Here is a 20832-nt window from a genome sequence, read left to right on the forward strand (position 1 = left end):
CACCATCACGGCCGGTCACGCCCGGTTCCCACAGTCCCGGGCGCCGCTTACATCCCACCGACAGGCCGCTGTCCCCGCTGACAGCCGACCGGCAGCGCGCGGGCCCGGGAAGCCGCCGGGCGCTACAGCTTCACCGCCCCTACCCCGGCCGCCGGCGCCCCGCGCCCGCTGCGCGACCCGGACGCGCCGGAGGCGGACGAGGACGCCGCCGGAGCCGGACGAGGACGCCGACGGAGGCCGGCAGGCCTTGGCCTAGACCGCGACGAACTCCGCTTCCGGCACCGGCCGTCCCGGACCCGCCGCTCGCGGTGCCGCGCTCGACGGGCTCTTCAGCAGCAGGGCGCAGGCCAGCGCGGCCAGCAGGGCGAGGCCGGCGGAGACCAGCAGGCACAGCCGCATGCCGTCCAGGAAGGAGTTGCTCAGCGCGGTCAGGGCCTGTCCCGTGGCGGGGCCGAGGTCGAGTCCGGCGACGGCTCCCAGGCCGTGTTCGCGGGCGGCGTCCAGGACGCGCGCGCCGGTCTGGGCCGGGACGCCGGCGTTCGCGAGCTGTTCGGGCAGGGCGTTCAGAGCACGGGTGGTGAGCAGTACGCCGAGGACGGCGGGGCCGAGCGCGGCGCCGACCTGGCGGATCGCGTTGTTGCCTGCCGCGGCCATCCCGGCCAGGTGGAAGGGAACGGCGGAGACCGCGGAGGCGGTCATCGGGGTGAGCACCGCGCCCATGCCGAGTCCGAGCAGTACCAGCCGCCAGGCCAGCGCCGCGTAGGAGGTGTGGGCGTCGACGCCGGTCAGGGCGAACATCGCGGCGGCGATCAGCACCAACCCGGAGGTGATCAGCACCCTCGGCGAGATCCGGTGCATCAGCCGTCCGACAGGGAGGCCCGCCACCAGCGAGGTGCCGGACACCAGTACCAGCCGCAGTGCCGCCTGCATGGTGCTCAGGTGCTGGACCAGGCCGAAGTACAGGCTGAGCACGAAGAAGAAGCCGATCAGGCCGAGGAAGCTGACCGCGGCCACCAGTGCGGTGGCGGTGAACGCGGGGCTGCGGAACAGCGCCAGGTCCAGCATCGGGCCGGCGCTGCGGAGTTCCACCAGGACGAAGGCTCCGGTGGCGACCGCGCCGAGCGTCAGTGCGGTGATCACAGCGGGTTCGGAGAAGCCGTCCGCGCCGCCCTCGATGACGCCGTAGACCAGCGCGGTGACGGCGACGGCGGCGGTGATCTGGCCGGGCCAGTCGAGCCGGCGGCCGTGCGGGGCGCGCGAGTCGGGCAGCCGGAACGCGGCGGCGGCCAGCAGGGCCACGGCGAGCGGTATCGGCAGCAGGAAGATCCAGCGCCAGGCGGTGTGCTCCAGCAGGGCGCCGGCGATCAGCGGGCCGGCGGCGAGCGGGGCCGTCAGGCTCATCGCCCAGAGGCCGATGAACTTGCCCCGCTCACGGTGGTCGGGCACGGCATGGCTGATCAGCGCGAGTGTGGTGGGCAGCAGGGCGGCGGCGCCGATGCCGGAGACCGCCTGCCCGACCCACAGTGCCTGCACCGAGCCGGACAGCAGCGAGATCACGGCGCCCAGCGCACAGAAGGTCATGCCGGTCTGGAAGACCTTCTTGCGGCCGTGGACGTCGCCCCAGACACCGGTGGTCAGGATCAGCGCGGCCATCGGCAGCACGAACGCGTCCGACACCCAGGACAGTTCGGAGGTCGACGCGCCCAGCGCGCGCTGGATCGCCGGCAGGCTCACCGACACGGTGGTGACGGGCAGGTAGGCGACGAAGACACCCAGGCAGGCCATGACGAGCGTGGCGGCCCGTCCGGCCCTGAGGTCCGGCGTCGTTGCGGAGTTCACGGAGTTGTTCCTTCGGCTGCTGCGGGGGAGGCCCCGCGTTCTCGGAGCGCCGCCGGGAGCGTGCGCCCGCTCCCGGGGGCGACGGCCGACGGCAGCCGCCCGTGGAGCCGCCGATCAGCTTCTCCCCGAAGCACCCGAAACCCGCAGCCGATCCCACCAGGCGTCACAGAACCTCCGCCTGTACGGCCGGCAGTGCGATCATTCCTCCATGGCTGATGATCTGGACCACAAAATCATCCACGGTTTGACGTGCGCGCCCAGGGTCTCGTTCCGGCGGCTCGGGGAGGTCATCGGCGTGTCCGAACAGACCGTGGCGCGCCGCTACGCCGTCCTGCGGCGGGACGGCGTGCTGCGCGTCGTCGGACTGGGCAACCTGAACGCCGACGGCCAGGCGGAGTGGATCGCCCGGCTGCGCTGCCGACCCGATGCGGCGGCACCGCTGGCCCAGTCACTGGCCCGCCAGTCCGAGGTGGCGTACGTCGGCATCGCCTCCGGCGGCTCGGAGATCATCTGCATCATCCGGTCCCCCGCCGGAACCGACCGTGACGACCTGCTGCTGCGCCGGCTGCCGCGAGCGGGCGCGGTCCTGGACGTGAACCTCGACCTGGTCGTGCGCATCTACGGCGGACCCGGAACCGCGCCCCGGAGCGACCCCGACGCCTCGCTCACCCCCGAACAGGTGCGGCGGCTGACCTCCGGCCACCCCGCCCCGGCAACGGCTCCGTCGACGCCCCTGGGTGAACAGGACCTGCCGCTGCTGCGCGCGCTCGCCGAGGACGGCCGGGCCACCCATACCCACCTGGCCGAGGTCACCGGCTGGTCCAAGCCCCGGGTCGCCCGTCGCCTGGAGGCACTGGAGGCAGCCGGCTCGCTCACGTACGACGTCGACACCCTGCCCGAGCGCCTCGGCTACCGGCTCAACGCCACCCTGTGGCTGCAGGTCGACCTGCCGAGGCTGCACCAGGTCGGCGAGGAGGTCGGCGGCCACAACGAGTGCGTGTTCGTCGCCGCGATCAGCGGACGCCACAACCTCATGGCCGTGGTCGCCTGCCGGGACACCCCCGACTTCTACCGTTACCTCACCGGCCGCCTGGCCCGCGTCGAGGGCATCCGCGGCTACGAGATCAGCGTCCGGGTGAACCGGTTCAAGCAGTCGGCCTCACTCATCCACCATGGGCGGCTGATCCCCCCGGCACTCGTGTGACACCGGCGCCGGGCTCCCGGCCCGGGTGGCTTCGGGCCGGGGCGGTTCCCGTCAGGACAGCAGGCCGGCCCGGTAGGCGAGGACCGCTGCCTGTACCCGGCTGTCCGTGCCCGTCTTCTCCAGGACGGCGCTGACATGGCTCTTCACCGTGCCCACGCCGATGCCCAGCTGACGGCCGATCTCCGCGTTGGCCAGACCCTGGCCCAGCAGGACGAGCACGTCGAGCTCTCGGCCGGTGAGTGCCGCCAGCCGCTGCGCGGGTACGGAACGGCAGGCCGCCGACACCCCCTCGGACTCCGGCCGTCCGGCGTCGCCGTCGAGCATGTGCCCGATGACGGTGCGGGTGACCTTGGGCGACAGGACGGCGTCGCCCGCGGCGGCGGACCGTACCGCGCTGATCAGCTCCTGCGGGCCCTCGTCCTTGAGGAGGAAGCCGGTCGCCCCGGACCGCAGCGCCCGGGTCACGTTCGTCTCGTCGCCGAACGTGGTGAGCATGACGACCTGCGGCCGGGGGTGCAGGGCGAGCAGCCGTTCGATCGTGGCGAGCCCGTCGAGCACGGGCATCCGGATGTCGACCAGGGCCACGTCGGGGCGGGTCTCGGCGGCGACCCGTACGGCCTCCTCGCCGTTCGCGGCCTCACCGACCACCTCGATGCCCTCGGCATGGCGCAGGATCAGCCGGACGCCGTGCCGGATCAGCTCCTCGTCGTCGGCGAGCAGGACCCGGATCGGGCGGTGGCCGGAAGCGGCAGGGTCGGTCAACGGAACTCCCATGGAGGTGTGCGCGACACCAGGGGCACGGTGAAGCGGTCGATCGCGGTCAACGTATCGTCACGGAAGCAGTAGCGGGTGATCCGGAGCCGGTCGGGGTCGCCAGCCGGGTCTATGGCCGCAGCGCGGGTGGACCCCGTGGCGCCGGTGGACTCCGTGGTGTCCGCGGGCTTTGTGGAGTCCACGGCGTCCGCGAAGGTGGACGTCGAGTACATACAGCTCGTCACGGCTTCCGGGCGGGCGGGCTCCCGGCCCGTCGCCGCCGCGCGCGCCACCGTGTTGTCCCCGTACACGGCCTCCTCCACCATCGCGCGGGACATCCCGATCCGGGGCGGTTCGGGCCGGTGGGTGTCGGAGTCCGGGAACGCCTGGGAGACCAGGAAGACGCCGCACATCATCATCACGCCCACGCCGATCAGGCCGAGGAACCCCCCGAGGGCGCGCACGGCACGGCGGCGGCGGCCACCGGCGGGCGAGCCGTGAACGGGCGAGTGGCGGGCGGCCGAACCGGGTGGTGATGCCCCGCCCGCCCCGGTGGAGTCTCCGGCGGCCGAACCCGTTGCCGGACCCGGTCGCGCCGGGATCCGCGCCGTCACCGCGAAGCCGCCCGCCGCCGTCGGGCCCGCCTCCAGCGTGCCGCCCAGCAGCGCCACGCGCTCCCGCAGCCCGACCAGGCCGCTCCCCGACCCGAGACCGTCCAGCGGGGCCACCGGCGGACGCCCGTTGCGCACGAGCACGTCCACCCGGTCGTCGGTGTGCGTGACCGCCACGGTGACCAGGGCCCCGGCGGCGTACCGGTGCACATTGGTCAGCGCCTCGCGTACCACCCGGTGCACCGCGCGCCGCACCACGGCCGTGCGGCCGTCCAGGTCCGGCCCCTCCCAGGTGAGCTCGACGGCGATCCCGCCGGCCCTCGACTCCTCGGTCAGCGCCTCGACATCGGCCCGGGTGCCGGTGCTGTCGGTCAGCGCGTCGGTCCCGGTGTCCCGCCCCAACGGGCCCAGGACACCGAGGACCTCACGCAGCTCCCGCATCGCGTCCGAGACGGTCCGGCGCACCAGTGCCGCCTCGTCGCGCAGCTCGGGCGACTTCTTCTGCAGTGCCATCTCCAGGCCGCCGGCGTGCAGCGAGATCAGGCTGAGCCGGTGGCCCAGCAGGTCGTGCATCTCGGCGGCGATCCGGGACCGCTCACGGGTCCGCGACTCGCTCTCCGCGAGCCAGCGGGCCGCCTCCGCCGCCGCGGCCCGCTCCCGCAGCGCCCGCAGCAGCCGGTCCTCCTGCCCGCCCGCGATGCCGAGGAGCCCCGGCACGATCAGCGTGGTCGCGGCGAGCACCGCGCCGAGCGCCAGCCCGAACGGGTGGCTGCCGAGGCCGGCGCCCGGGGCGGACACCGCGCACACCACCGTCGTGAGCATGGTCGAGGCCAGTAGGACACCACTGCGCCGCCGGGGAGCCGACAGCCGCCTGGCCGTGCTGTACGCGGTCATGGCGGCCGGCAGCCCGGCGCCGGGCAGCAGGCCCAGGACGGCGGAGACGCCCAGCAGACTCGTCGTGGGGTAGCGGCGGCGGACCGCGAGCAGCGTGAGGGTGACGCCACCGAGCAGCAGCTGGACCTCCCCGGACGGCCCCCGGCCCCGCAGGATCACCTGGGTGATCAGCATCAGCAGCGCGCCGCCGGCCACCTCCGCGAGCACGCGCCACACCCCCCGGCCCTGTGTGCCGGGAGCCGCGGACGTGTTTCGGGAGACGGAGGCCATCGGCCCATTCTCGGGGGCCGCACCGCCGCTCCGGATACGACCTGGGGATGAGCTGCTCCTCTGCCGAAAGCCAGAGGGGCGGCCCCGGCGCGCGCCGTGGCCCTCGGCGCGCCCGGGCGCGCCGAGGGCCGGAAGGACGGGCGCGGTCAGATGGTCGTGGCGTCGATGACGAAGCGGAAGCGGACGTCCCCGGCGAGGACCCGCTCGTAGGCCTCGTTGACCTGGTTGGCGCGGATCGGCTCGATCTCGGCCGCGATGCCGTGCTCGGCGCAGAAGTCCAGCATCTCCTGGGTCTCGGCGATGCCGCCGATGCCCGAGCTGCTCATGCTGCGGCGGTTGCCGTACAGCGACTGGAGGGTGACCTGCACCGCCTCCTCCGGCAGGCCGACGTTGACCATGGCCCCGCCGGTGCGCAGCAGGGAGAAGTAGGCGGCGAAGTCGAGCGGGGCGGAGACGGTGTTCAGGATGAGGTCGAAGGTGCCCGCGAGCCCTTCGAAGGTCGCCGGGTCGGCGGTGGCGTGGTAGTGGTCGGCGCCCAGCCGCAGGCCGTCGTCCTTCTTGCGCAGGGACTGGGACAGCACGGTGACCTCGGCGCCGAGCGCGTGCGCGATCTGCACGCCCATGTGGCCGAGCCCGCCGAGGCCGACGACGGCGACCTTCGTCCCGGGGCCCGCGTGCCAGTGCCGCAGCGGGGAGTAGGTGGTGATGCCCGAGCACAGCAGCGGGGCGGCGGTGTCCAGCGGCAGGGCGTCGGGGACGCGTACGACGTAGTTCTCGTCGACGACGATCTTCTGCGCGTAGCCGCCGTAGGTGGTCTGCCCGTCCTTGCCGACGGAGTTGTACGTCCAGACCGGGCCGCCGCCGGTGCAGTACTGCTCCAGGCCGGCCTCGCAGTTGTCGCAGGTGCGGCAGGAGTCGACCATGCAGCCGACGCCGACCCGGTCGCCGACCCGCAACGCCGTCACGCTGGGGCCGGTCTCGGCGACGGTCCCGGTGATCTCGTGCCCGGGGACCATGGGGAAGGTCGCCGAGCCCCAGCCTTCGGAGACCTGGTGGATGTCGGAGTGGCAGATGCCGACGAAGGCGATGTCGATCAGTACGTCGTGCTCGCCGACGGCGCGGCGTTCGATGGTGGTGCGTTCCAGCGGGGCCTTGGCGGCGGGGGCGGCGTAGGCGGCGACGGTGGTCGTCATGAGGGTTCGTCTCTTTCGCTGTCAGGTCCGTGAGGTTCTGTCAGGAGCGTACGTCGGTGCGGAGACGGACCTGTGGCGGACCTGGGGCGGTGCGGAGGCGGTACCGGGGTGGCAGCCTGCTCTGCGGTCTGCGGTCTGCGGTCGGCCGGTCACCGGTACCGGAGTTCCGGGAGCTCGGGCCGGATCAGGCGTGACGACGCTCCGGCGAAGGCGTCCGGGTGCCGTGGGTTTCGGCGATCAGGGCGAGCAGGGCCTCGGCCACCGGGCCGGGGCGTTCCTGCATGGCGACGTGGCCGGTGTCGGGGAGGGTGAGGAGGCGGGCCTCGCGGAAGGCCGCGTAGGCGCGGGGCGCGGTGCGGAAGGGGACGAGGCGGTCCTCGCGGCCGTAGACGAGCAGGGTGGGGGCGGTGATCCGCCGGGCCTGCTGCCACGGCGAGGACGGGCCCCGGCGCAGGAAGGTGCGGACGAGTGCGCGGACGCCCGCGGGCAGCATGCCGGGCGCGTGGGGGAGTCCGGCGCGGCGGAGGCGTTCGCGGGCCTCGGCCGTCCGTTGGTCGGGGCCGACCCGGGCGGGGTTCGCGTAGATCAGGCGGTACAGGTCGTCGAGTTGGCGCTCGGGGCTCTGGGTGGCGAGCCGCCGGGCGTACAGGCGCGGGGTGCCGGGCAGGGCGAGGAGGGCGAGCCGCAGGGCCTGGGCCGGGGGGAGGGCGGGCAGGACGGGGGAGACCAGCGTCAGGGTGGCGACCAGGTCCGGCCGGCGGGCGGCGAGGTGGAGGGCGGTGAGTCCGCCGAGGGAGTTGCCGACGAGGTGGACGCGGCGGTGCCCGGTGCGGTCGAGGTGGTGGGCGACGGCGGAGGCGTGGTGGGCGACGGTGATCCGGCCGTCGGGCGGGGGAGCCGACCTGCCGAAGCCGGGGAGGTCGAGGGCGAGGCAGTGGACCGAGGTCCGCAGCAGGTCGACCAGGGCGGCCCAGTTGTGGGTCCACCCGCCGAGGCCGTGCAGGAGGACGGCGGTGTCGGCGGTGGGTGCCGTGCTCGGGGTGTACGCGGTGGCGAGCGGGTGGTGGTCCATGGCGGGTGGCGGTTCCTCGGGCGGGGGTTGGGGTGGGCAGGGTCGGTCGGCTCACGGGCCCACGGCCCGCGAACTCACCGGGACGGTGCCGGCGTCCGCAGCCCGGGGGCTTCCGCGATGGCCAGCCGGTAGTGCCCGATCAGCCGGTCGCCGACCTCCTCCCAGCTGCGGCCGGCCACCGCGGCGCGGCCCGCCCGGCCGAGTTCGGCCCGGAGGCCGGGGTTCCCGGCGAGCCGTTCGACCGCCGTCCGGAAGGCCTCGCCCGAGCCGGGCGGCACGAGGAAGCCGGTGCTCCCCGGCCGGACCAGGTCCAGCGGCCCGCCGGCCGCCGGGGCGACGACGGGCAGACCGCTGGCCATGGCCTCCTGGAGGGTCTGACCGAAGGTCTCGAACGGGCCGGTGTGCGCGAACACGTCGAACGAGGCGTAGAGCCGGGCGAGTTCGGGCCCGGTGCGGCGGCCCAGGAAGAGCGCGTCCGGCAGCGCGGCCTCCAGCTGGGCACGGCACGGGCCGTCGCCGACGACCACCACCCGTACGCCCGGGAGCCGCGACGCCTGAGCCAGCCGGTCGACCTGCTTCTCCGCCGCCAGCCGTCCGACGTAGCCGACCAGGACCTCCCCGCGCGGGCCGAGCCGGCGGCGCAGTTCCTCGTCGCGGTGGCGGGGGTGGAACCGGGTGCAGTCGACGCCGCGCGGCCACAGGTGGAGCCGGGGGACCCCTTGGGCGGCCAGCATGCGCAGGGAGGACTGGGACGGCGCCAGCGTCCGGGCGGCACTGGTGTGGATGCGCCGCAGGATCCGCCAGGCCAGTCCGGCTCCGGCCTCGCGTGCCACCGGGAGGTAGGTCCTGGCGTAGGCGGCCATGTCCGTCTGGAACACCGCCACGGCCGGGACCCCGGCCCGTCCGGCCGCGGCCGCCCCGGCGGCGCCGAGCGCGAACGGTCCGGCGAGGTGGACGACATGGGGGCGGTGCCGGGCGAGGGCCGCGGCCGGCAGCCGGCGGGGGAGGGCGATCCGCACCTCCGGGTAGCCGGGCAGCGGCACGGACGGCACCCGGAGCACCTCGTAACCGCCGGTCCGCTCCGGGCCGAGGCCCGACCGGCCGCTGCCCCTGCGGCCGCCGTCGCCCGTACGGTTCCGTCCGTCGTCCGTACGGTTCCGTCCGTCGCCCGTACGGTCCGGTCCGTCGCCTGGACGGTCCCGTCCGCCGCCCGCCGACGGGGCCACCACGAGCACCTCGTGCCCACGGGCCACGAGGTGCTCGGCGGTCCGGAGCACGCTGTGGGCGACGCCGTTGACCTGCGGTGCGAAGGACTCGGTGACGATCAGCACGCGCAGCCGGCCGCCGTCCTGCGCCGGGACACCGGGGGTGCGTACCGTCGCCCCGGACAGGATCCGGCTCACCGGCCGGTCCCTGCTGCAGCGTCCGCCTCGGGTTCTGTCGCTGGTCGGGGCGCCGGCTGTGCCTCGGGCCGCGCCGCTGGCAGGGCTGCGGCCTCCTGCGCCGGGTCCGGGGCCGTCACCACGGACCGGCCGACCGTCCGCAGGTCCCGCAGGATCTCCCGGAACGAGTCGGCGAGACCGGCCTCGCAGTACGCCACCCCGATCTCCGCGCAGTAGGCGCGCACGAGGTGCGAGGCCGGTCGCAGCGCCGGCACCGGCATGGCGGGGAACAGGTGGTGCTCGATCTGGTAGCCGAGTCCGCCGAAGACGAAGTGGACGAACCGCCCGGCGCGCAGGTTGCGGGAGGGCAGCACCTGGCGCCGCAGGTAGTCGAGGTGCTCCCGGCCGGGGCCGGTCCCGCCGGTTATCGGCATGCCCTTGTGGTTGGGCGCGAAGATGCAGCCCAGGTACACGCCGAGCACGGAGCCGCACACCACGGCGAACGCGAGCGCCTGGAGCGGCGTGACGACGGCGAGCAGCAGGCCCGCCGCCAGGGCGTAGTGCAGGACGGCGAGGACCCGTTCCGTCCTCGGGTACCGGACGGAGCCCCGGAGCAGGGTCAGCACGGTGGCCACGGCGAGGCCGAGCGCCTGGAGGGACAGCAGCGGGAAGAACAGCTCCGCCTGGTACTTGGCCGCGACCCTCCTCAACCCCCGTGTGCGGCGGGCCTGTTCGACGGTCCGGACGAAGAGGATGGAGTCGGCGGCCGGGTCGCGGCCGGTGCGGTTCGGGTGGGCGTGGTGGCGGTTGTGGTCGCTGACCCACCAGCCGTAGCTCATGCCGACCACGAGGTTTCCCACCAGGATGCCCGCCAGGTCGGCCGACCGGCGCCCGCGGAACACCGCGTGGTGCGCGATGTCGTGCCCGAGGAGCGCGAACTGGCCGAGGACGAAGGCGAACAGGGGCGCCAGGCCGAGCTGCCACCAGCTCGCGCCGAGCGCGGCGAACCAGGCCAGGAGCAGGGCGGAGGCGGTGGCCAGGGCCGCGCTCCGGCAGGCGTAGTGGAGCGGTCGGGGCCGCAGCAGTCCGGCGTCCGTGATGCGGCGGCGCAGCTCGGCGAAGTCGCCGTGCCGGGTGGTCCCGGCGGTCGGGGCGTCCTGAACGGTCATGCCACCATCTCGGTCTCGGCTCGCGTCGGCTGGTCCCGGGTGCCGTGCCGCGAGGCCCCGCTTCCGGATGGGCGCAGCCTCCCGTACGGGTCCCGTTCGTGTCCTCACTGTGTTCGGGATGTTCCAGGAAAGCGCCCGATCGGGTGGGCACGGGCCCCGGTCACCCGGGCCCCTGTCCGAAGGCCGGTCATCGTTTCGCCTTCCCCGGGGCGTGACCGAGGGCGTGACGGGGCGTGACCGGGGCAGGTCCGGTCACCTCGGGGGCCGTGGCAGCACTTCGCCCCGCCGAGCCGGAACACCGGCTCGGCGGGGCGAAACGACCAGGATCCGGCTCAGCCGACAGCGTCCGCGGCTGTGCGCGAGACGTCGTCCCGGTCGGGGACGACTGTCACGTGCGCCAGTCGACGGGGGTCATGGCCCCGTCGAAGTCCTGGACGATCCTGGAGATCGGCTGGACCGTCGACATCTGGTTCCCGTTGACGATGGCCGAGCCGATGAGGGTACCGGCGGCCTTGGTTCCGTACAGGACGGCTCCCCCGCTGTCGCCGCCCTGCGTGGCGACGTCCCTGACGACGACGACGCCGGACGTGGTCGTGCCGTCCCCGTTGGTGAAGCTCCACCCCGACGCGAAGTACGTGCCGCACTGCCAGCCGCCGGCCGCGCCGGAGATGCAGGTGTACAGATTGCCCACCATGTCCGTCGCCGGGTTCGCGACGTAGCCGCTGTAGATGTTGAACCACGGCCCCTCGGACTTGGCCAGCCCGCCCGAGGGGCTCCAGTCCCGAGGGTGGTCCACCTTGATCAGTGCGTAGTCCGAGGTGGGGTACTGCCTGACGGCCACCCTGCCGATGAGGCCGTTGCCGTTCCTGTCCGTGCTGCCGTCGTTCCGCCGGACCTCGGTGCCCGTGTCGACGCAGTGGGCGGCCGTCGCCAGGTAGGTGTCGCCACCCTTCTGGAGCATGATCCCGGCCGAGCACAGGCCCCTGCCCGGAATCGACAGGCCGTCACCGCCGACGAGTCCGGTCTGGTGGTTGGCGGTCCCCTGGTGCGTGGAGAGCGCGACCTTTCCGCGCTCCTCCCCGGTCACACCGGCCTCGCGCAGCAGCGCCTCGCCGTCCGCGGAGGCCGGAACCTCCAGCCTGACGCGGTTCGCCTGGGTGTCCACGCCCCAGGAGCTGTCCCTCGGGATCAGCCCCCTGGTGGAGGCCGCGTCCAGCCGGGCCTGGACCTCCTTCAGGGCCGTGGTGGTGTACGCGGCGCGCTGCGGGACGACCCCGGCGGCCTTCGCGGCGCGCTCTCCCTCGTCGTCGACGACGTTCGCGTGGACCTCGCCGCGCATCACGTCGGCCCAGACGCCCGCGGCCTTCGCGCCCTGACCGCCCTCGAACGCCTTGGCGGTGGCCGACAGTCCGTCCTGCGCGGCGAGCCGCTGCGCCACCTCTCCTTCCGGGAGGCCGAGTTGGGCCGCCACCGCTCGCGCGGCGGTCTGCGGGCCGAACGGGGCCGGTAAGGCGAGGCTGCCGGCGGCGGAGCTGGGCGCCACGCCGGGCGCCATGGCGAGCCCGGCGAGCAGCACCGCCACCGCGCCCTTGGCGAGCGCCTTCCTGGGGACCTTCCTGGGGACGTTCATGGTCATCTCCTTGAACGGATGTCACGTGCGGGGTGCGGGCCCTCGCTCAGGCGAGCAGGTTCATGTGCGAGGACACCAGTCGGTACTGGCCGGACGCGTAGTCGTAGGAGACGTAGCCCGTCCAGTACGTGCCGATGAGCGAGTCGCTGAGTGCGCGGGTGAAGGTGTACGAGGTGCCGGAGGAGGCCCACTGCCAGGCGCCCGAGATGTACTTGTTGACGCCGCATTCCTGCGGGTCGCAGGGGTACAGCCCGACCCAGTCGTACTTGCCGACCGGGTTTCCGCCGTAGTCCCAGCCGATCGTGACGATCTGGGTCTCCTTGACGTGGATGGCGGCGGCCCAGGTGCCCGGCGTGGACGAGACGGCGGCCGCCGCGGTCGCCGCGGGCACCGCCGGCCCGGCCGCCGAGGCGGCCTGGACCGGCAGCACGCACAGCAGCGCGAGGGCCGTGGCCGCCGCCCTGGTGAGCAGGGTCATGGTTCAGCTGAGCTTGTCGTGGGAGGAGGAGACGATGCGGTACTGGCCCGAGGAGTAGTCGTACGAGATGTAGGCCGTCCAGTAGTCCCCGCTGACCGCCGGGATCTTGGTCAGGTACGAGGTGCCGTTCCCGTAGGCCCACTGCCAGTCCACGTAGCTGTTGAGGCCGATGACGCCCGGGTCCTGCTTGTAGAGGCCGACCCAGTCGTACTTGCCGACGGTGAAGGGCGGGTTCCAGTTGAGCTGGACGTAGCCGCCGTTCTTGGTCGCCCAGCTCGTGGGCGAGTCCCCGGACTGGACGGAGTTCTGGACCTGCTGGACGTCGGTCGGCACCGCCGCCGACGCGGTGGCCGAGCCCGCGAGGGGCAGGGCGACGGCCATCGCCAGGGCCGCGACGGCCGCGGCGCGGGTGCGGAAGGGGATTGCGGACATGGGAGTCCTCCTGGATCGTCTGCCGGCGCCCCGAACCGGCGGGCGCCGGTGTCCGTGACCGGACTCCGACAACGGTCGTGGGTGTTGGTAGACGATCAGTCAACACGCATGTCAGCACGGCGATTTGTGCCCAGACGATGCCGAAGTAGACGCCCGATGGACACCGATCCGGAAGACCGGCCCCACGGTTCCAGTCCGTGCGGTCCCCGGAACGGGAAAGTCGGTCCGGTCGACTTCCCGCGCAGGGGTGCTGGTCGTCAGAGGGTCTGTGACGCGGGGGCCGCCGCCGACTACCGTTCAGGCCATGACGAACCGTGACTTCCTCGTGGTGACCACCACCCACGACGACGAGGCGAAGGCCCGCGCACTGGCGTCGGCGCTGGTCCGCGACCGGCTCGCCGCGTGCGCCCAGGTCTACCCCGTCCGGTCCGTCTACTGGTGGGACGGCGAGGTCCAGGACTCCGCGGAGTGGCGCATCGACCTGAAGACCCGGGCGGACCTCGCCGACCGGCTGTCCGCCCGCATCACCGAACTGCACTCCTACGACACGCCGGAGGTCGTCGCCGTCCCGGTGGCTACTGGCTCGACGGCCTACCTGGACTGGGTGGACGCGGAGACGCTCCGGCCCTGAGCACCGGTGCCCTCCCCCGCCACGGGGCGCAGACGGGCGGCGAGGCGCCCGGACCGTCCGGGGTCGTCCAGGACGATCCGGTGCTCGTACCCGGGTGCGCCGGCGGGCATCGAGCAGATGAAGCACGGCCCGTTGCGGGCCTGCTCGTTGTAGGCGTCGAGGTCGAAGCCGCTCACCGCGCCCAGCCCTGCGGACCGGGGCGGAGCGCCATGTAGCCGTCCAGCGGTCCGAAGCCGAGGGAGCGGTAGAGCGGCGCGCCGGCCTCGGTGGCGCGCAGCTCGATCGAGCCGCACCCGGCTTCCTTGAGTGCCTGGACCAGGGCGGCGGTGACGGCGCGGGCGTGGCCGCGCCGCCGGTGCGCGGGGTCGGTGGCCACCGTGTGGACGCGGCCCCACAGTCCGGTGGGGTGGGTCGGGCCGAGGTAGCCGCGGTAGACGATGCCGATGGCGCACGAGGCGAGCGTGTGCTCGTCGGCGGGGACGACGTAGGCGAGCAGGTGCGGGTCGGTGCCGAGTCGGGCGCGCATGTCGTCGCGGAACGTCGAGCGCCATGCGTCGGTGAGCCGGGCGCCGTCGAGGACCGCGACGCGCAGGCGCAGCAGCTCGTCGGCGTCCTGCGGGCCGGCGGGACGGACGGGAAGACCGGGCAAGGCGACTCCTCCGGGTGAGGCGGTCAGCCGGGCGGCTGCGGCTACGGTTGCACCTACGGCTCCGGGTCCAGGCTGACACTCCCGTGTGCCGGGGTGGAACACGCGAGGATGGCCTCGTCGAGCTCCCGCGTCTGCTCGTCGCCGTCGGGCATTGCCCGCTGCCTGAGCCGGCGCAGTACCGGAAGCAGTTCCGGCGCGGCCGACTCGGTCGCGGCCTCGATGAGGATGTCGGAGGGGTCGCTGTCGTCCAGTGCCGCGCCCAGCGCCGTCAGCATGCGCCGGTCACCACGCCGGGCCAGGCCGAGCAGGGCCTCCCCGGCGGTGTCCGGGTCGGGATCGTCCACCCGCTCCAGCAGGGCGCCGCGGATCCGCTCGCTGTCACCCGCCGCCTCCAGGCCCAGACCGAAGGTCGCCCAGTCGCGGACGAAGGCCGACGGATCGCCGCTGAGCCGGATCAGTGCGTCGACGGCTTCGGGGCAGGCCGGGTCTCCGGCGACGGACGGCAGCGTGAACGCCACCGCCTGGCGCACGTCCTCGTCGTCGTGCCCGCTCTGCCCCAGTACGGCGGCAAGGCCTCGCTGGTCGGCGAGGTGACCCAGTGCCACGACCGCCGAGTGGACCACGCCGGACTGCCCGTCGGCACAGGCCTCGACGACGATCGGCAGGGCCTCCTCCAGGAACGGGCGGTCGGCACCGAAGCCGAGCTGACCCAGGACGTCCAGCCCGATCATCCGCTCGCGCGGGTCCGCGGCGCGGGCCAGCACGCACGCGGCCTCGAACGCCGACCGGTCCGCACGGAGGTGGAAATCACCGACGACATGCCACCGTTCGTGCTCGTCCGGGTCCATGAGCGCTGCGGCGCGCAGGACTTCGAGATCGTCATCGCCACTGGTCACATCGGCCAGGATAGACAGACGGCCCGACTGCCGCTCGGATTATCGTGTCCGGCCCACCTGGCCCACCTGGCCCACCAGACCGACCTGGCCCATCTGCCCCAGCTGACCCACCCTGCCGAGAGGTGCAGCGCCTTCCGGGGGACAGCCCCTCAGGGCACAGTGACGACGATCTTTCCGCGTGCGTGGCCGGCGGCGCTGGCGTCATGGGCCGCGGCGGTCTCCCTCAGCGGGAACACGGCGTGCAGGGGGACGGTGAGGCGGCCCTGATCGGCCAGGTCCGCCGCCAACGGCAGTCCTGCCCAGCCCGGTGACTCTCCCGCCTCGGAGCGGGAGAACCGCACTCCGTGCCGGGCGGCGTCGAAGTCCGCGATGGTCACCACGCGGTGCGGGTCCCCGGCGATGGCCACCAGGTCCGGGAGGGAGCCCTTGCCTGCCGCGTCCAGAACCACGTCGACACCGCGTGGAGCCAGTGCGGCGAGGCGATCGGCCAGGCCCGGCCCGTAGGTGACCGGTACGACGCCGAGCCCCTCGAGGAAACCGTGATTGCCCTCGCCGGCGGTGCCGATCACGGTGAGGCCGCGGGCTCGGGCGAGTTGCGCGGTGATGGTACCGACACCCCCGGCGGCACCCTCGATCAACAAGGTCATGCCCTCGACGGCGTCCAAGGCTTCCAGTACACGCGTGGCCGTGTCGATATTGCCCGCTGCGCCACCCGCTTCCCCGAAGGACCACGAGCGGGGCTTGGGCGCCCACGCCTCCAGCACGGCGTACTCGGCCGTGGCGCCGCCCCGGTCCTCGAAGGGGACGAGACCGAAGACCGCATCCCCCACGGCGGTGCCGGTCACGCCCTCCCCCACCTCGTCGACGATGCCCGCGGCATCCATGCCCGGTATGTGGGGCAAGCCCAGGGAGACGAGGTCCCGCAACATTCCCGAACGCAGGTACCAGTCGGCGGGGGTGACGCCGGTGGCACGCACGGCGATGCGGACCCGACCGGGCCCGGCGTGCGGCTCCTCGACCTCTTCGACGGCAAGAACCTCGGAACCGCCGTAGCGGTGGTACTGCACAGCAAACACGGAAAGCCTCCATACACAGGGAAGTTCGTCAGGAGAGCCCGCGGCCGCTCACTCCGCGGCCGGGGGGCCGGCTGCGGGAACCAGCGGCACCACGTCACGCTAACCCGCTAAACGGTCGACCTCTTCCGTTTGTGCTTAAGTGGGAGACATGTCCGACCGACTGTCTCGGAACCCGTCCACCTCCCCCGCCGGGACCCCCGCCCCGGGGCAGCGAGCCGACGCCCGGCACAACCGGGCCCGGCTCCTCCAGGCCGCCCGCGACGCGTACGCCCTCGACGGCGCCGACGTGCCCTCCAGCGCGATCGCCCGCCGGGCCGGCGTGGGTGCCGCCACCCTCTACCGGCACTTCCCGACACGCGACTCGCTGATCGCGGCCGCGTTCTCCGAACAACTCCACCAGTGCGTTGCGACCGTCGACGAGGCCCTCGAGGACGACGATCCCTGGCGCGGACTTCGCACCGTCCTCACCGAGGTCTGCCGGATGCAGGCCGAGGACCGCGGCTTCAGTGCCGCGTTCCTCGCCGAATTCCCCGACGCGCCCGACCTCAGGCGTGAACGCGCCCGCGCGGAGTCGGGCCTCGCCCGGCTGGTACAGCGTGCGAAGGACGCCGGACAGTTGCGCGAGGACTTCGACAGCAGCGACATCACGCTGCTGCTCCTGGCCAACAACGGCGTCCTGCGGGACTCCCCGGCAGCCTCCATGGCCGCGTCCCGCCGCCTGCTCGCCTACTTCCTCCAGTCCTGTCGTCCGACGGATGCCACACCGCTGCCCGAACCCGCGCCACTGCGCCTCGACGACCTGTACAGGGCGCCGCGTCGAACGGGATGACCGGATTGTCGAAGGCGGCTCGCAGGGCCGGCGGTGGGCCGCGGGCCCGGAATCGTCAGAGGCCGTAGAACCATGGCTCCATGCGGTAGTGGAAGGCGACCGAGGAGAGCACGATCAGCAGCCAGGCCAGCGCGAAGGCGAACTGGCCGCCCGGCCCGCGCGCCTGACCGGCCCCGGCTGCCAGCGCGCCCAGCACGAGCAGGCCGACGCCGGACTCCTGAACGCTGTAGATCCCGACCGGGTCCCTGAACTGCTCGAAGTCCAGCGCAGCGGCGTGCCGGCCGGACACCCAGCGGCGCCGCTGGCTCTCCAGTTCGCGGAGCAGACGGCCGGGCCCGGTCCACAGGCGCCCGTGGTGAAGGCGCAGGCCTCCCAGGGAGAAGAGGAGACTCCAGAGCAGGTAGCCCAGCGAAGCGGTGAGGAAGGCCGTCGTACCGCGGGCCACCGTCGCCCCCATGACCATCAGGACGGTCACCATCAGGACGCCGCCCCAGTACAGGCTCATCGCCGGGACGTAGCGGTCCGTGCCGCGGCGGGTGTCGGACGACTCGACGGCGACGGCCAGGGCGTGGAGCCAGACCGCCGACTGGACCAGCAGGGTCAGCGTGAGCAGGCGCCCGGTCCAGTCGGCGAGACCCGTGCCCTGGGGGGCGTCGGCGATGCTCCTCGCGAACCGTGACAGCGGATCGGTCAGGGCCAGCGCGGTCAGCACTCCGTAGAAGACCAGGGCGATGTCGTAGACGACCCGGTGGCGGGCGAGCCGCACGAAGGACTCGCCGTCGGCGGGCGGCTCCTGCGCGGGTGACGGTCGGTCAGGCATGACGGCACTCCGCGTTCGGGGCGGCCTGCGCGCTGGTGGCAGCCCGCCCAGTGTCCCCACCGCCCTTGACCCCGGCAACCACCCACGCCGGTGGGCGGCGGCGCCGGGGCTCCTGCCTCGCCCTGGCGTAGGCCGGAGAAGCGGGTGCGGGAATCCTGACGGACGTGACGCGGCGGGACCTGGTGTCGACGCGGTCCGTTCAGTCGTTCGTCGTGGGGGCCTTCCGAGGGTGGGTGGAAGGGTGGGCGGAGTAGACCTGGTGCCAGTGCTCGACCGAGCGGACCAGGTTGTCGAGGACGTGGGCGAGGAACTGGCCGGTGTTCTCCAGGCGGGCGCCGGCAGGGGTGGTGGCGCCGAGCTTCCGGGCTCCGACCATGCAGGCTTCGGCGATCCGGGTCTGGGCGCGCGCGCCGGCCATGATGGAGTGGAACGCCACGTCGTCGTCGACGGAGTAGCGTTCGGCGCGGCTGTGGGGGTCGCGTTCACGTGTGACGAGTGCCTGGTCCTCCAGGTAGCCGATGGCCTTGGAGACGGAAGCGGGGCTGACGTGCAGGCGTCGCACGAGTTCCGCTGAGGTGAGGCTGCCGCTGTCGGTGGTGAAGAGCGCGGCGAGCACCCTGGCCATCATCTGCGGGAGCCCCGCCTGGATCATCAGTTCCGTGCTCTGCGCGCCGACTTCGTCCACGAGTCGGGGATCGCGCCCGCCGGGGTGGGTGCCTCCCGGTGACGGCTTCGGCGCGGTGGCCTTGCGCTGACGCGCGTGTGCTGTGCCGGCCCGGTGGGCCGCTTCGGCGTGGTAGCCGCGCGGCCCGCCGTTGCGCATCACCTCGCGGGTGACGGTGGAGGTCGGCCGCCCGATGCGGCGGCCGATGGCGGCGTAGGTCAGCTCCTCGCGCAGTCCCGCGGCGATCTGCTGCCGGTCCTGGAGGGTGAGTCTGTCACCGGGCATCGGTGTCCTCCACCTGTCGACGTTGAGGCCAGGCTAATGCAGCGCTCCATCGTTGCATTAGTCGGCAGCGGCCATGCAATGATTCTACGAGGATGACCAGGGAGTATGAGACTTCTTCATCCGTGCATGATTGACGAATATGTGAATGCAACGTAACTTTCGCCGAGTTGTGAAGGCGCCCCTGCGGCGCCCGTCCCACCGACGGGAGTGAAACCCATGACTACCGCTACCGATCCCGGTCGACCCGCCATCGCGGCGACCGCGGTACGCAAGGCGTACGGCGGCCACGTGGTGCTCGACGGCATCGACCTCGACATCCCCGCGGGATCCGTCTTCGCGTTACTCGGCCCGAACGGCGCCGGCAAGACCACCGTGGTGCAGATCCTGTCCACACTCATCCGCGCCGACGCCGGCGAGATGCGGGTCGCCGGCCGGGACGTGGTCCGGGATCCGGACGCGGTCCGTGCCGCGATCGGCGTCACCGGCCAGTTCTCGGCGGTGGACAGCTTCCTCACCGGCCGGGAGAACCTGCTGTTGATGGCCGACCTGAATCACCTGCCCCGCCGTGAACGGCGCCGGCGCGCCGAGGACCTGCTGGCGCGGTTCGATCTGCTGGACGCGGCCCGCAAGCCCGCGGCGACCTACTCCGGCGGGATGCGCCGCCGCCTGGACCTCGCGATGACGCTGGTCGGCCGGCCCCGCGTGATCTTCCTCGACGAGCCGACCACCGGACTGGACCCGCGCAGCAGGCGGACCATGTGGGAGATCATCCGAGGGCTGGTGGCCGACGAGGGCGTCACGATCTTCCTCACCACCCAGTACCTGGAGGAGGCCGACCGGCTCGCCGACCGGATCGCGGTGCTGCACCGGGGAAAGCTGGTCGCGCAAGGCCCACCGGAGGAGCTCAAGCGGCAGGTCGGCGGCGGCCGCATCACCCTGCGCTTCGCCGACCCGCGCGGCTACGACCACGCGGCCCGGACGCTGGACGCGGTGTCCCGCAACGACGAGACCCGCACCCTGCAGATCCCCAGCCAGGGCGACGTCCGGTCGTTGCGCGCACTGCTCGACTGGCTCGACCGCGCCTCGGTCACCGTGGACGAACTGCGGGTCCACACCGCCGATCTCGACGACGTCTTCTTCGTCCTGACGGGCAACCCGGTCACGGAACAGGAGCCCACCCGATGAGCGCCGCCTCCAGCGCCGTCTCCAGCGTCGTCTCCCACGCCTTCGCCGACTCGGCGACCATGCTGCGCCGTCAGTTGCGGCACATGCTGCGCTATCCGACGCTCATCCTGACGGCCGCCGGGGTGCCGGTGGTCTTCCTGCTGCTGTTCGTCTACGTGCTCGGCGGCATCCTCGGGGCGGGCCTCGGCGGGACCGGTTTCGGCGGGTCGCCGGGCGGCCGGGACGCCTACGTGAATTACGTCGTCCCCGGCGTCATCCTGATGACCGTGGCGACCTCGGCCCAGGGCACGGCGATCTCGGTGGCCATCGACATGACCGAGGGCATCGTCGCCCGGTTCCGCACCATGGCCATCGCCCGGGTCTCCGTACTCACCGGCCATGTGCTGGGCAGCCTGGTCCAGACCCTGCTGAGCATCGCTGCCGTCATCGGGGTGGCGCTGCCGGTGGGGTTCGAGCCGACCGCGGACATCGGCGAATGGCTCGGCGCGATCGGCGTGCTCGTCATGGTCGTCCTCGCGCTCACCTGGCTGTCGGTCGCACTGGCCATGGTCGCGAAGAGCGTCGCCACCGCGAGCAACATGCTGACGCCGCTGATGGTCCTGCCCATGATGGGCAGCGGGTTCGTCCCCACCGACTCGATGCCGGGAGGGCTGAAGTGGTTCGCCGCGTACCAGCCGTTCACCCCGTTCATCGAAACCCTGCGCGGGCTGCTGCTGGGCACCCCGATCGGCAACAGCGCGATCCTGGCCACCGGTTGGTGCGCCCTGATCGCGCTGGGCGGCTACCTGTGGGCCAGGAGGCTCTACAACCGCGAGCCCGTCAGGTGAGAGGGGCCGCGGCACCGTACGACCGTCGCCGGAGTCCCGCTCG

21 protein-coding genes are annotated in these 20832 nt (G+C 73.2%); 5 read left to right on the forward strand and 16 right to left on the reverse strand.

All coding sequences use genetic code 11. From position 1 onward, the window contains the following. Positions 1-252: 252 nt before the first annotated feature. The gene (locus ACFQ6N_RS00770; protein ID WP_380646144.1) at positions 253-1785 is read right to left on the reverse strand and encodes an MFS transporter; all 1533 of its coding nucleotides are present in this window, start codon (positions 1783-1785) and stop codon (positions 253-255) included. Positions 1786-2047: 262 nt separating this feature from the next. Between ACFQ6N_RS00770 and ACFQ6N_RS00775 the strand changes: the two genes are divergently transcribed. Next, positions 2048-3043 (forward strand): Lrp/AsnC family transcriptional regulator, encoded by a 996-nt coding sequence (locus ACFQ6N_RS00775; protein WP_380645955.1) that lies wholly within the window; start codon positions 2048-2050, stop codon positions 3041-3043. Between the two features lie 51 nt (positions 3044-3094). Here the strand turns inward: ACFQ6N_RS00775 and ACFQ6N_RS00780 are convergent, their stop codons facing one another. The 9 genes from ACFQ6N_RS00780 to ACFQ6N_RS00820 all read right to left on the reverse strand — a co-directional run bounded on the left by ACFQ6N_RS00780 (position 3095) and on the right by ACFQ6N_RS00820 (position 12927). After that, the gene (locus ACFQ6N_RS00780) at positions 3095-3805 is read right to left on the reverse strand and encodes a response regulator (protein WP_380645957.1); all 711 of its coding nucleotides are present in this window, start codon (positions 3803-3805) and stop codon (positions 3095-3097) included. Then, the gene (locus ACFQ6N_RS00785) at positions 3802-5508 is read right to left on the reverse strand and encodes a sensor histidine kinase (protein WP_380645958.1); all 1707 of its coding nucleotides are present in this window, start codon (positions 5506-5508) and stop codon (positions 3802-3804) included. Before ACFQ6N_RS00785 ends, ACFQ6N_RS00780 begins: the two co-directional genes overlap by 4 nt. A gap of 209 nt (positions 5509-5717) precedes the next feature. Beyond that, entirely contained in the window at positions 5718-6764 is a 1047-nt protein-coding gene (locus ACFQ6N_RS00790) for an NAD(P)-dependent alcohol dehydrogenase (RefSeq protein ID WP_380645959.1), read from the reverse strand. Positions 6765-6948: 184 nt separating this feature from the next. After that, complete coding sequence (locus ACFQ6N_RS00795; RefSeq protein WP_380645960.1) at positions 6949-7836, reverse strand: alpha/beta fold hydrolase; 888 nt, start codon at positions 7834-7836, stop codon at positions 6949-6951. A 74-nt stretch (positions 7837-7910) separates the two neighbouring features. Then, positions 7911-9173, reverse strand: coding sequence for a glycosyltransferase family 4 protein (locus ACFQ6N_RS00800; RefSeq protein ID WP_380646145.1), 1263 nt, complete (start codon positions 9171-9173; stop codon positions 7911-7913). A 62-nt stretch (positions 9174-9235) separates the two neighbouring features. Beyond that, positions 9236-10387 carry a fatty acid desaturase family protein gene (locus tag ACFQ6N_RS00805; RefSeq protein WP_380645961.1) on the reverse strand — a complete coding sequence of 384 codons (1152 nt, stop codon included), beginning with the start codon at positions 10385-10387 and terminating at the stop codon, positions 9236-9238. A gap of 388 nt (positions 10388-10775) precedes the next feature. Then, positions 10776-12017, reverse strand: coding sequence for an alpha-lytic protease prodomain-containing protein (locus tag ACFQ6N_RS00810; protein WP_380645962.1), 1242 nt, complete (start codon positions 12015-12017; stop codon positions 10776-10778). A 46-nt stretch (positions 12018-12063) separates the two neighbouring features. Then, positions 12064-12495: a hypothetical protein gene (locus ACFQ6N_RS00815; RefSeq protein ID WP_380645963.1), complete on the reverse strand. Its 432-nt coding sequence runs from the start codon at positions 12493-12495 to the stop codon at positions 12064-12066. Positions 12496-12498: 3 nt separating this feature from the next. After that, complete coding sequence (locus ACFQ6N_RS00820) at positions 12499-12927, reverse strand: hypothetical protein (protein ID WP_380645964.1); 429 nt, start codon at positions 12925-12927, stop codon at positions 12499-12501. Positions 12928-13231: 304 nt separating this feature from the next. Between ACFQ6N_RS00820 and cutA the strand changes: the two genes are divergently transcribed. Continuing rightward, a complete protein-coding gene (gene cutA / locus ACFQ6N_RS00825) occupies positions 13232-13558 on the forward strand; it encodes a divalent-cation tolerance protein CutA (protein WP_380645965.1) in 327 nt (108 codons plus the stop codon). Here cutA and ACFQ6N_RS00830 read toward each other — a convergent pair. The 4 genes from ACFQ6N_RS00830 to ACFQ6N_RS00845 all read right to left on the reverse strand — a co-directional run bounded on the left by ACFQ6N_RS00830 (position 13519) and on the right by ACFQ6N_RS00845 (position 16179). Further along, a complete protein-coding gene (locus tag ACFQ6N_RS00830) occupies positions 13519-13734 on the reverse strand; it encodes a hypothetical protein (protein ID WP_380645966.1) in 216 nt (71 codons plus the stop codon). The two genes, cutA and ACFQ6N_RS00830, sit on opposite strands and share 40 nt — an antisense overlap. Continuing rightward, positions 13731-14207, reverse strand: coding sequence for a GNAT family N-acetyltransferase (locus ACFQ6N_RS00835; protein ID WP_380645967.1), 477 nt, complete (start codon positions 14205-14207; stop codon positions 13731-13733). The genes ACFQ6N_RS00830 and ACFQ6N_RS00835 overlap by 4 nt, the downstream gene beginning before the upstream one ends. Positions 14208-14260: 53 nt before the next feature. Next, positions 14261-15103: a HEAT repeat domain-containing protein gene (locus ACFQ6N_RS00840; protein WP_380645968.1), complete on the reverse strand. Its 843-nt coding sequence runs from the start codon at positions 15101-15103 to the stop codon at positions 14261-14263. Between the two features lie 149 nt (positions 15104-15252). After that, positions 15253-16179 carry an NADP-dependent oxidoreductase gene (locus tag ACFQ6N_RS00845; protein WP_380645969.1) on the reverse strand — a complete coding sequence of 309 codons (927 nt, stop codon included), beginning with the start codon at positions 16177-16179 and terminating at the stop codon, positions 15253-15255. Positions 16180-16327: 148 nt separating this feature from the next. Here ACFQ6N_RS00845 and ACFQ6N_RS00850 point away from each other — a divergent pair, with 148 nt between their 5' ends. Continuing rightward, the gene (locus ACFQ6N_RS00850) at positions 16328-17008 is read left to right on the forward strand and encodes a TetR/AcrR family transcriptional regulator (RefSeq protein ID WP_380645971.1); all 681 of its coding nucleotides are present in this window, start codon (positions 16328-16330) and stop codon (positions 17006-17008) included. 55 nt (positions 17009-17063) lie between these two features. Here the strand turns inward: ACFQ6N_RS00850 and ACFQ6N_RS00855 are convergent, their stop codons facing one another. Together ACFQ6N_RS00855 and ACFQ6N_RS00860 are read right to left on the reverse strand one after the other, a co-directional pair. Continuing rightward, complete coding sequence (locus ACFQ6N_RS00855; RefSeq protein ID WP_380645972.1) at positions 17064-17828, reverse strand: hypothetical protein; 765 nt, start codon at positions 17826-17828, stop codon at positions 17064-17066. Positions 17829-18027: 199 nt separating this feature from the next. Beyond that, on the reverse strand, positions 18028-18777 hold the full coding sequence (locus ACFQ6N_RS00860) for a helix-turn-helix domain-containing protein (protein ID WP_380645973.1): 750 nt from the start codon (positions 18775-18777) through the stop codon (positions 18028-18030). Between the two features lie 216 nt (positions 18778-18993). Between ACFQ6N_RS00860 and ACFQ6N_RS00865 the strand changes: the two genes are divergently transcribed. Next, positions 18994-19962 (forward strand): ATP-binding cassette domain-containing protein, encoded by a 969-nt coding sequence (locus ACFQ6N_RS00865; RefSeq protein WP_380645974.1) that lies wholly within the window; start codon positions 18994-18996, stop codon positions 19960-19962. Beyond that, on the forward strand, positions 19959-20789 hold the full coding sequence (locus ACFQ6N_RS00870; RefSeq protein WP_380645975.1) for an ABC transporter permease: 831 nt from the start codon (positions 19959-19961) through the stop codon (positions 20787-20789). Before ACFQ6N_RS00865 ends, ACFQ6N_RS00870 begins: the two co-directional genes overlap by 4 nt. The last annotated feature ends 43 nt before the right edge of the window (positions 20790-20832 follow it).

The organism is Kitasatospora sp. NPDC056446 (genome assembly GCF_042796115.1).
In the GTDB taxonomy this organism is placed as follows: Bacteria; Actinomycetota; Actinomycetes; order Streptomycetales; family Streptomycetaceae; genus Kitasatospora.

Excerpts from the sequence above, each read along its gene's own strand:
- ACFQ6N_RS00795 (WP_380645960.1), bottom strand. The coding sequence starts at position 7,836 with ATGGACCACCACCCGCTCGCCACCGCGTACACCCCGAGCACGGCACCC.
- ACFQ6N_RS00855 (WP_380645972.1), bottom strand. The coding sequence starts at position 17,828 with ATGCCTGACCGACCGTCACCCGCGCAGGAGCCGCCCGCCGACGGCGAG.
- ACFQ6N_RS00815 (WP_380645963.1), bottom strand. The coding sequence starts at position 12,495 with ATGACCCTGCTCACCAGGGCGGCGGCCACGGCCCTCGCGCTGCTGTGC.
- cutA (WP_380645965.1), top strand. The coding sequence starts at position 13,232 with ATGACGAACCGTGACTTCCTCGTGGTGACCACCACCCACGACGACGAG.
- ACFQ6N_RS00810 (WP_380645962.1), bottom strand. The coding sequence starts at position 12,017 with ATGAACGTCCCCAGGAAGGTCCCCAGGAAGGCGCTCGCCAAGGGCGCG.
- ACFQ6N_RS00870 (WP_380645975.1), top strand. The coding sequence starts at position 19,959 with ATGAGCGCCGCCTCCAGCGCCGTCTCCAGCGTCGTCTCCCACGCCTTC.
- ACFQ6N_RS00775 (WP_380645955.1), top strand. The coding sequence starts at position 2,048 with ATGGCTGATGATCTGGACCACAAAATCATCCACGGTTTGACGTGCGCG.
- ACFQ6N_RS00790 (WP_380645959.1), bottom strand. The coding sequence starts at position 6,764 with ATGACGACCACCGTCGCCGCCTACGCCGCCCCCGCCGCCAAGGCCCCG.
- ACFQ6N_RS00860 (WP_380645973.1), bottom strand. The coding sequence starts at position 18,777 with ATGCCCGGTGACAGACTCACCCTCCAGGACCGGCAGCAGATCGCCGCG.
- ACFQ6N_RS00770 (WP_380646144.1), bottom strand. The coding sequence starts at position 1,785 with ATGGCCTGCCTGGGTGTCTTCGTCGCCTACCTGCCCGTCACCACCGTG.
- ACFQ6N_RS00820 (WP_380645964.1), bottom strand. The coding sequence starts at position 12,927 with ATGTCCGCAATCCCCTTCCGCACCCGCGCCGCGGCCGTCGCGGCCCTG.
- ACFQ6N_RS00865 (WP_380645974.1), top strand. The coding sequence starts at position 18,994 with ATGACTACCGCTACCGATCCCGGTCGACCCGCCATCGCGGCGACCGCG.
- ACFQ6N_RS00805 (WP_380645961.1), bottom strand. The coding sequence starts at position 10,387 with ATGACCGTTCAGGACGCCCCGACCGCCGGGACCACCCGGCACGGCGAC.
- ACFQ6N_RS00850 (WP_380645971.1), top strand. The coding sequence starts at position 16,328 with ATGTCCGACCGACTGTCTCGGAACCCGTCCACCTCCCCCGCCGGGACC.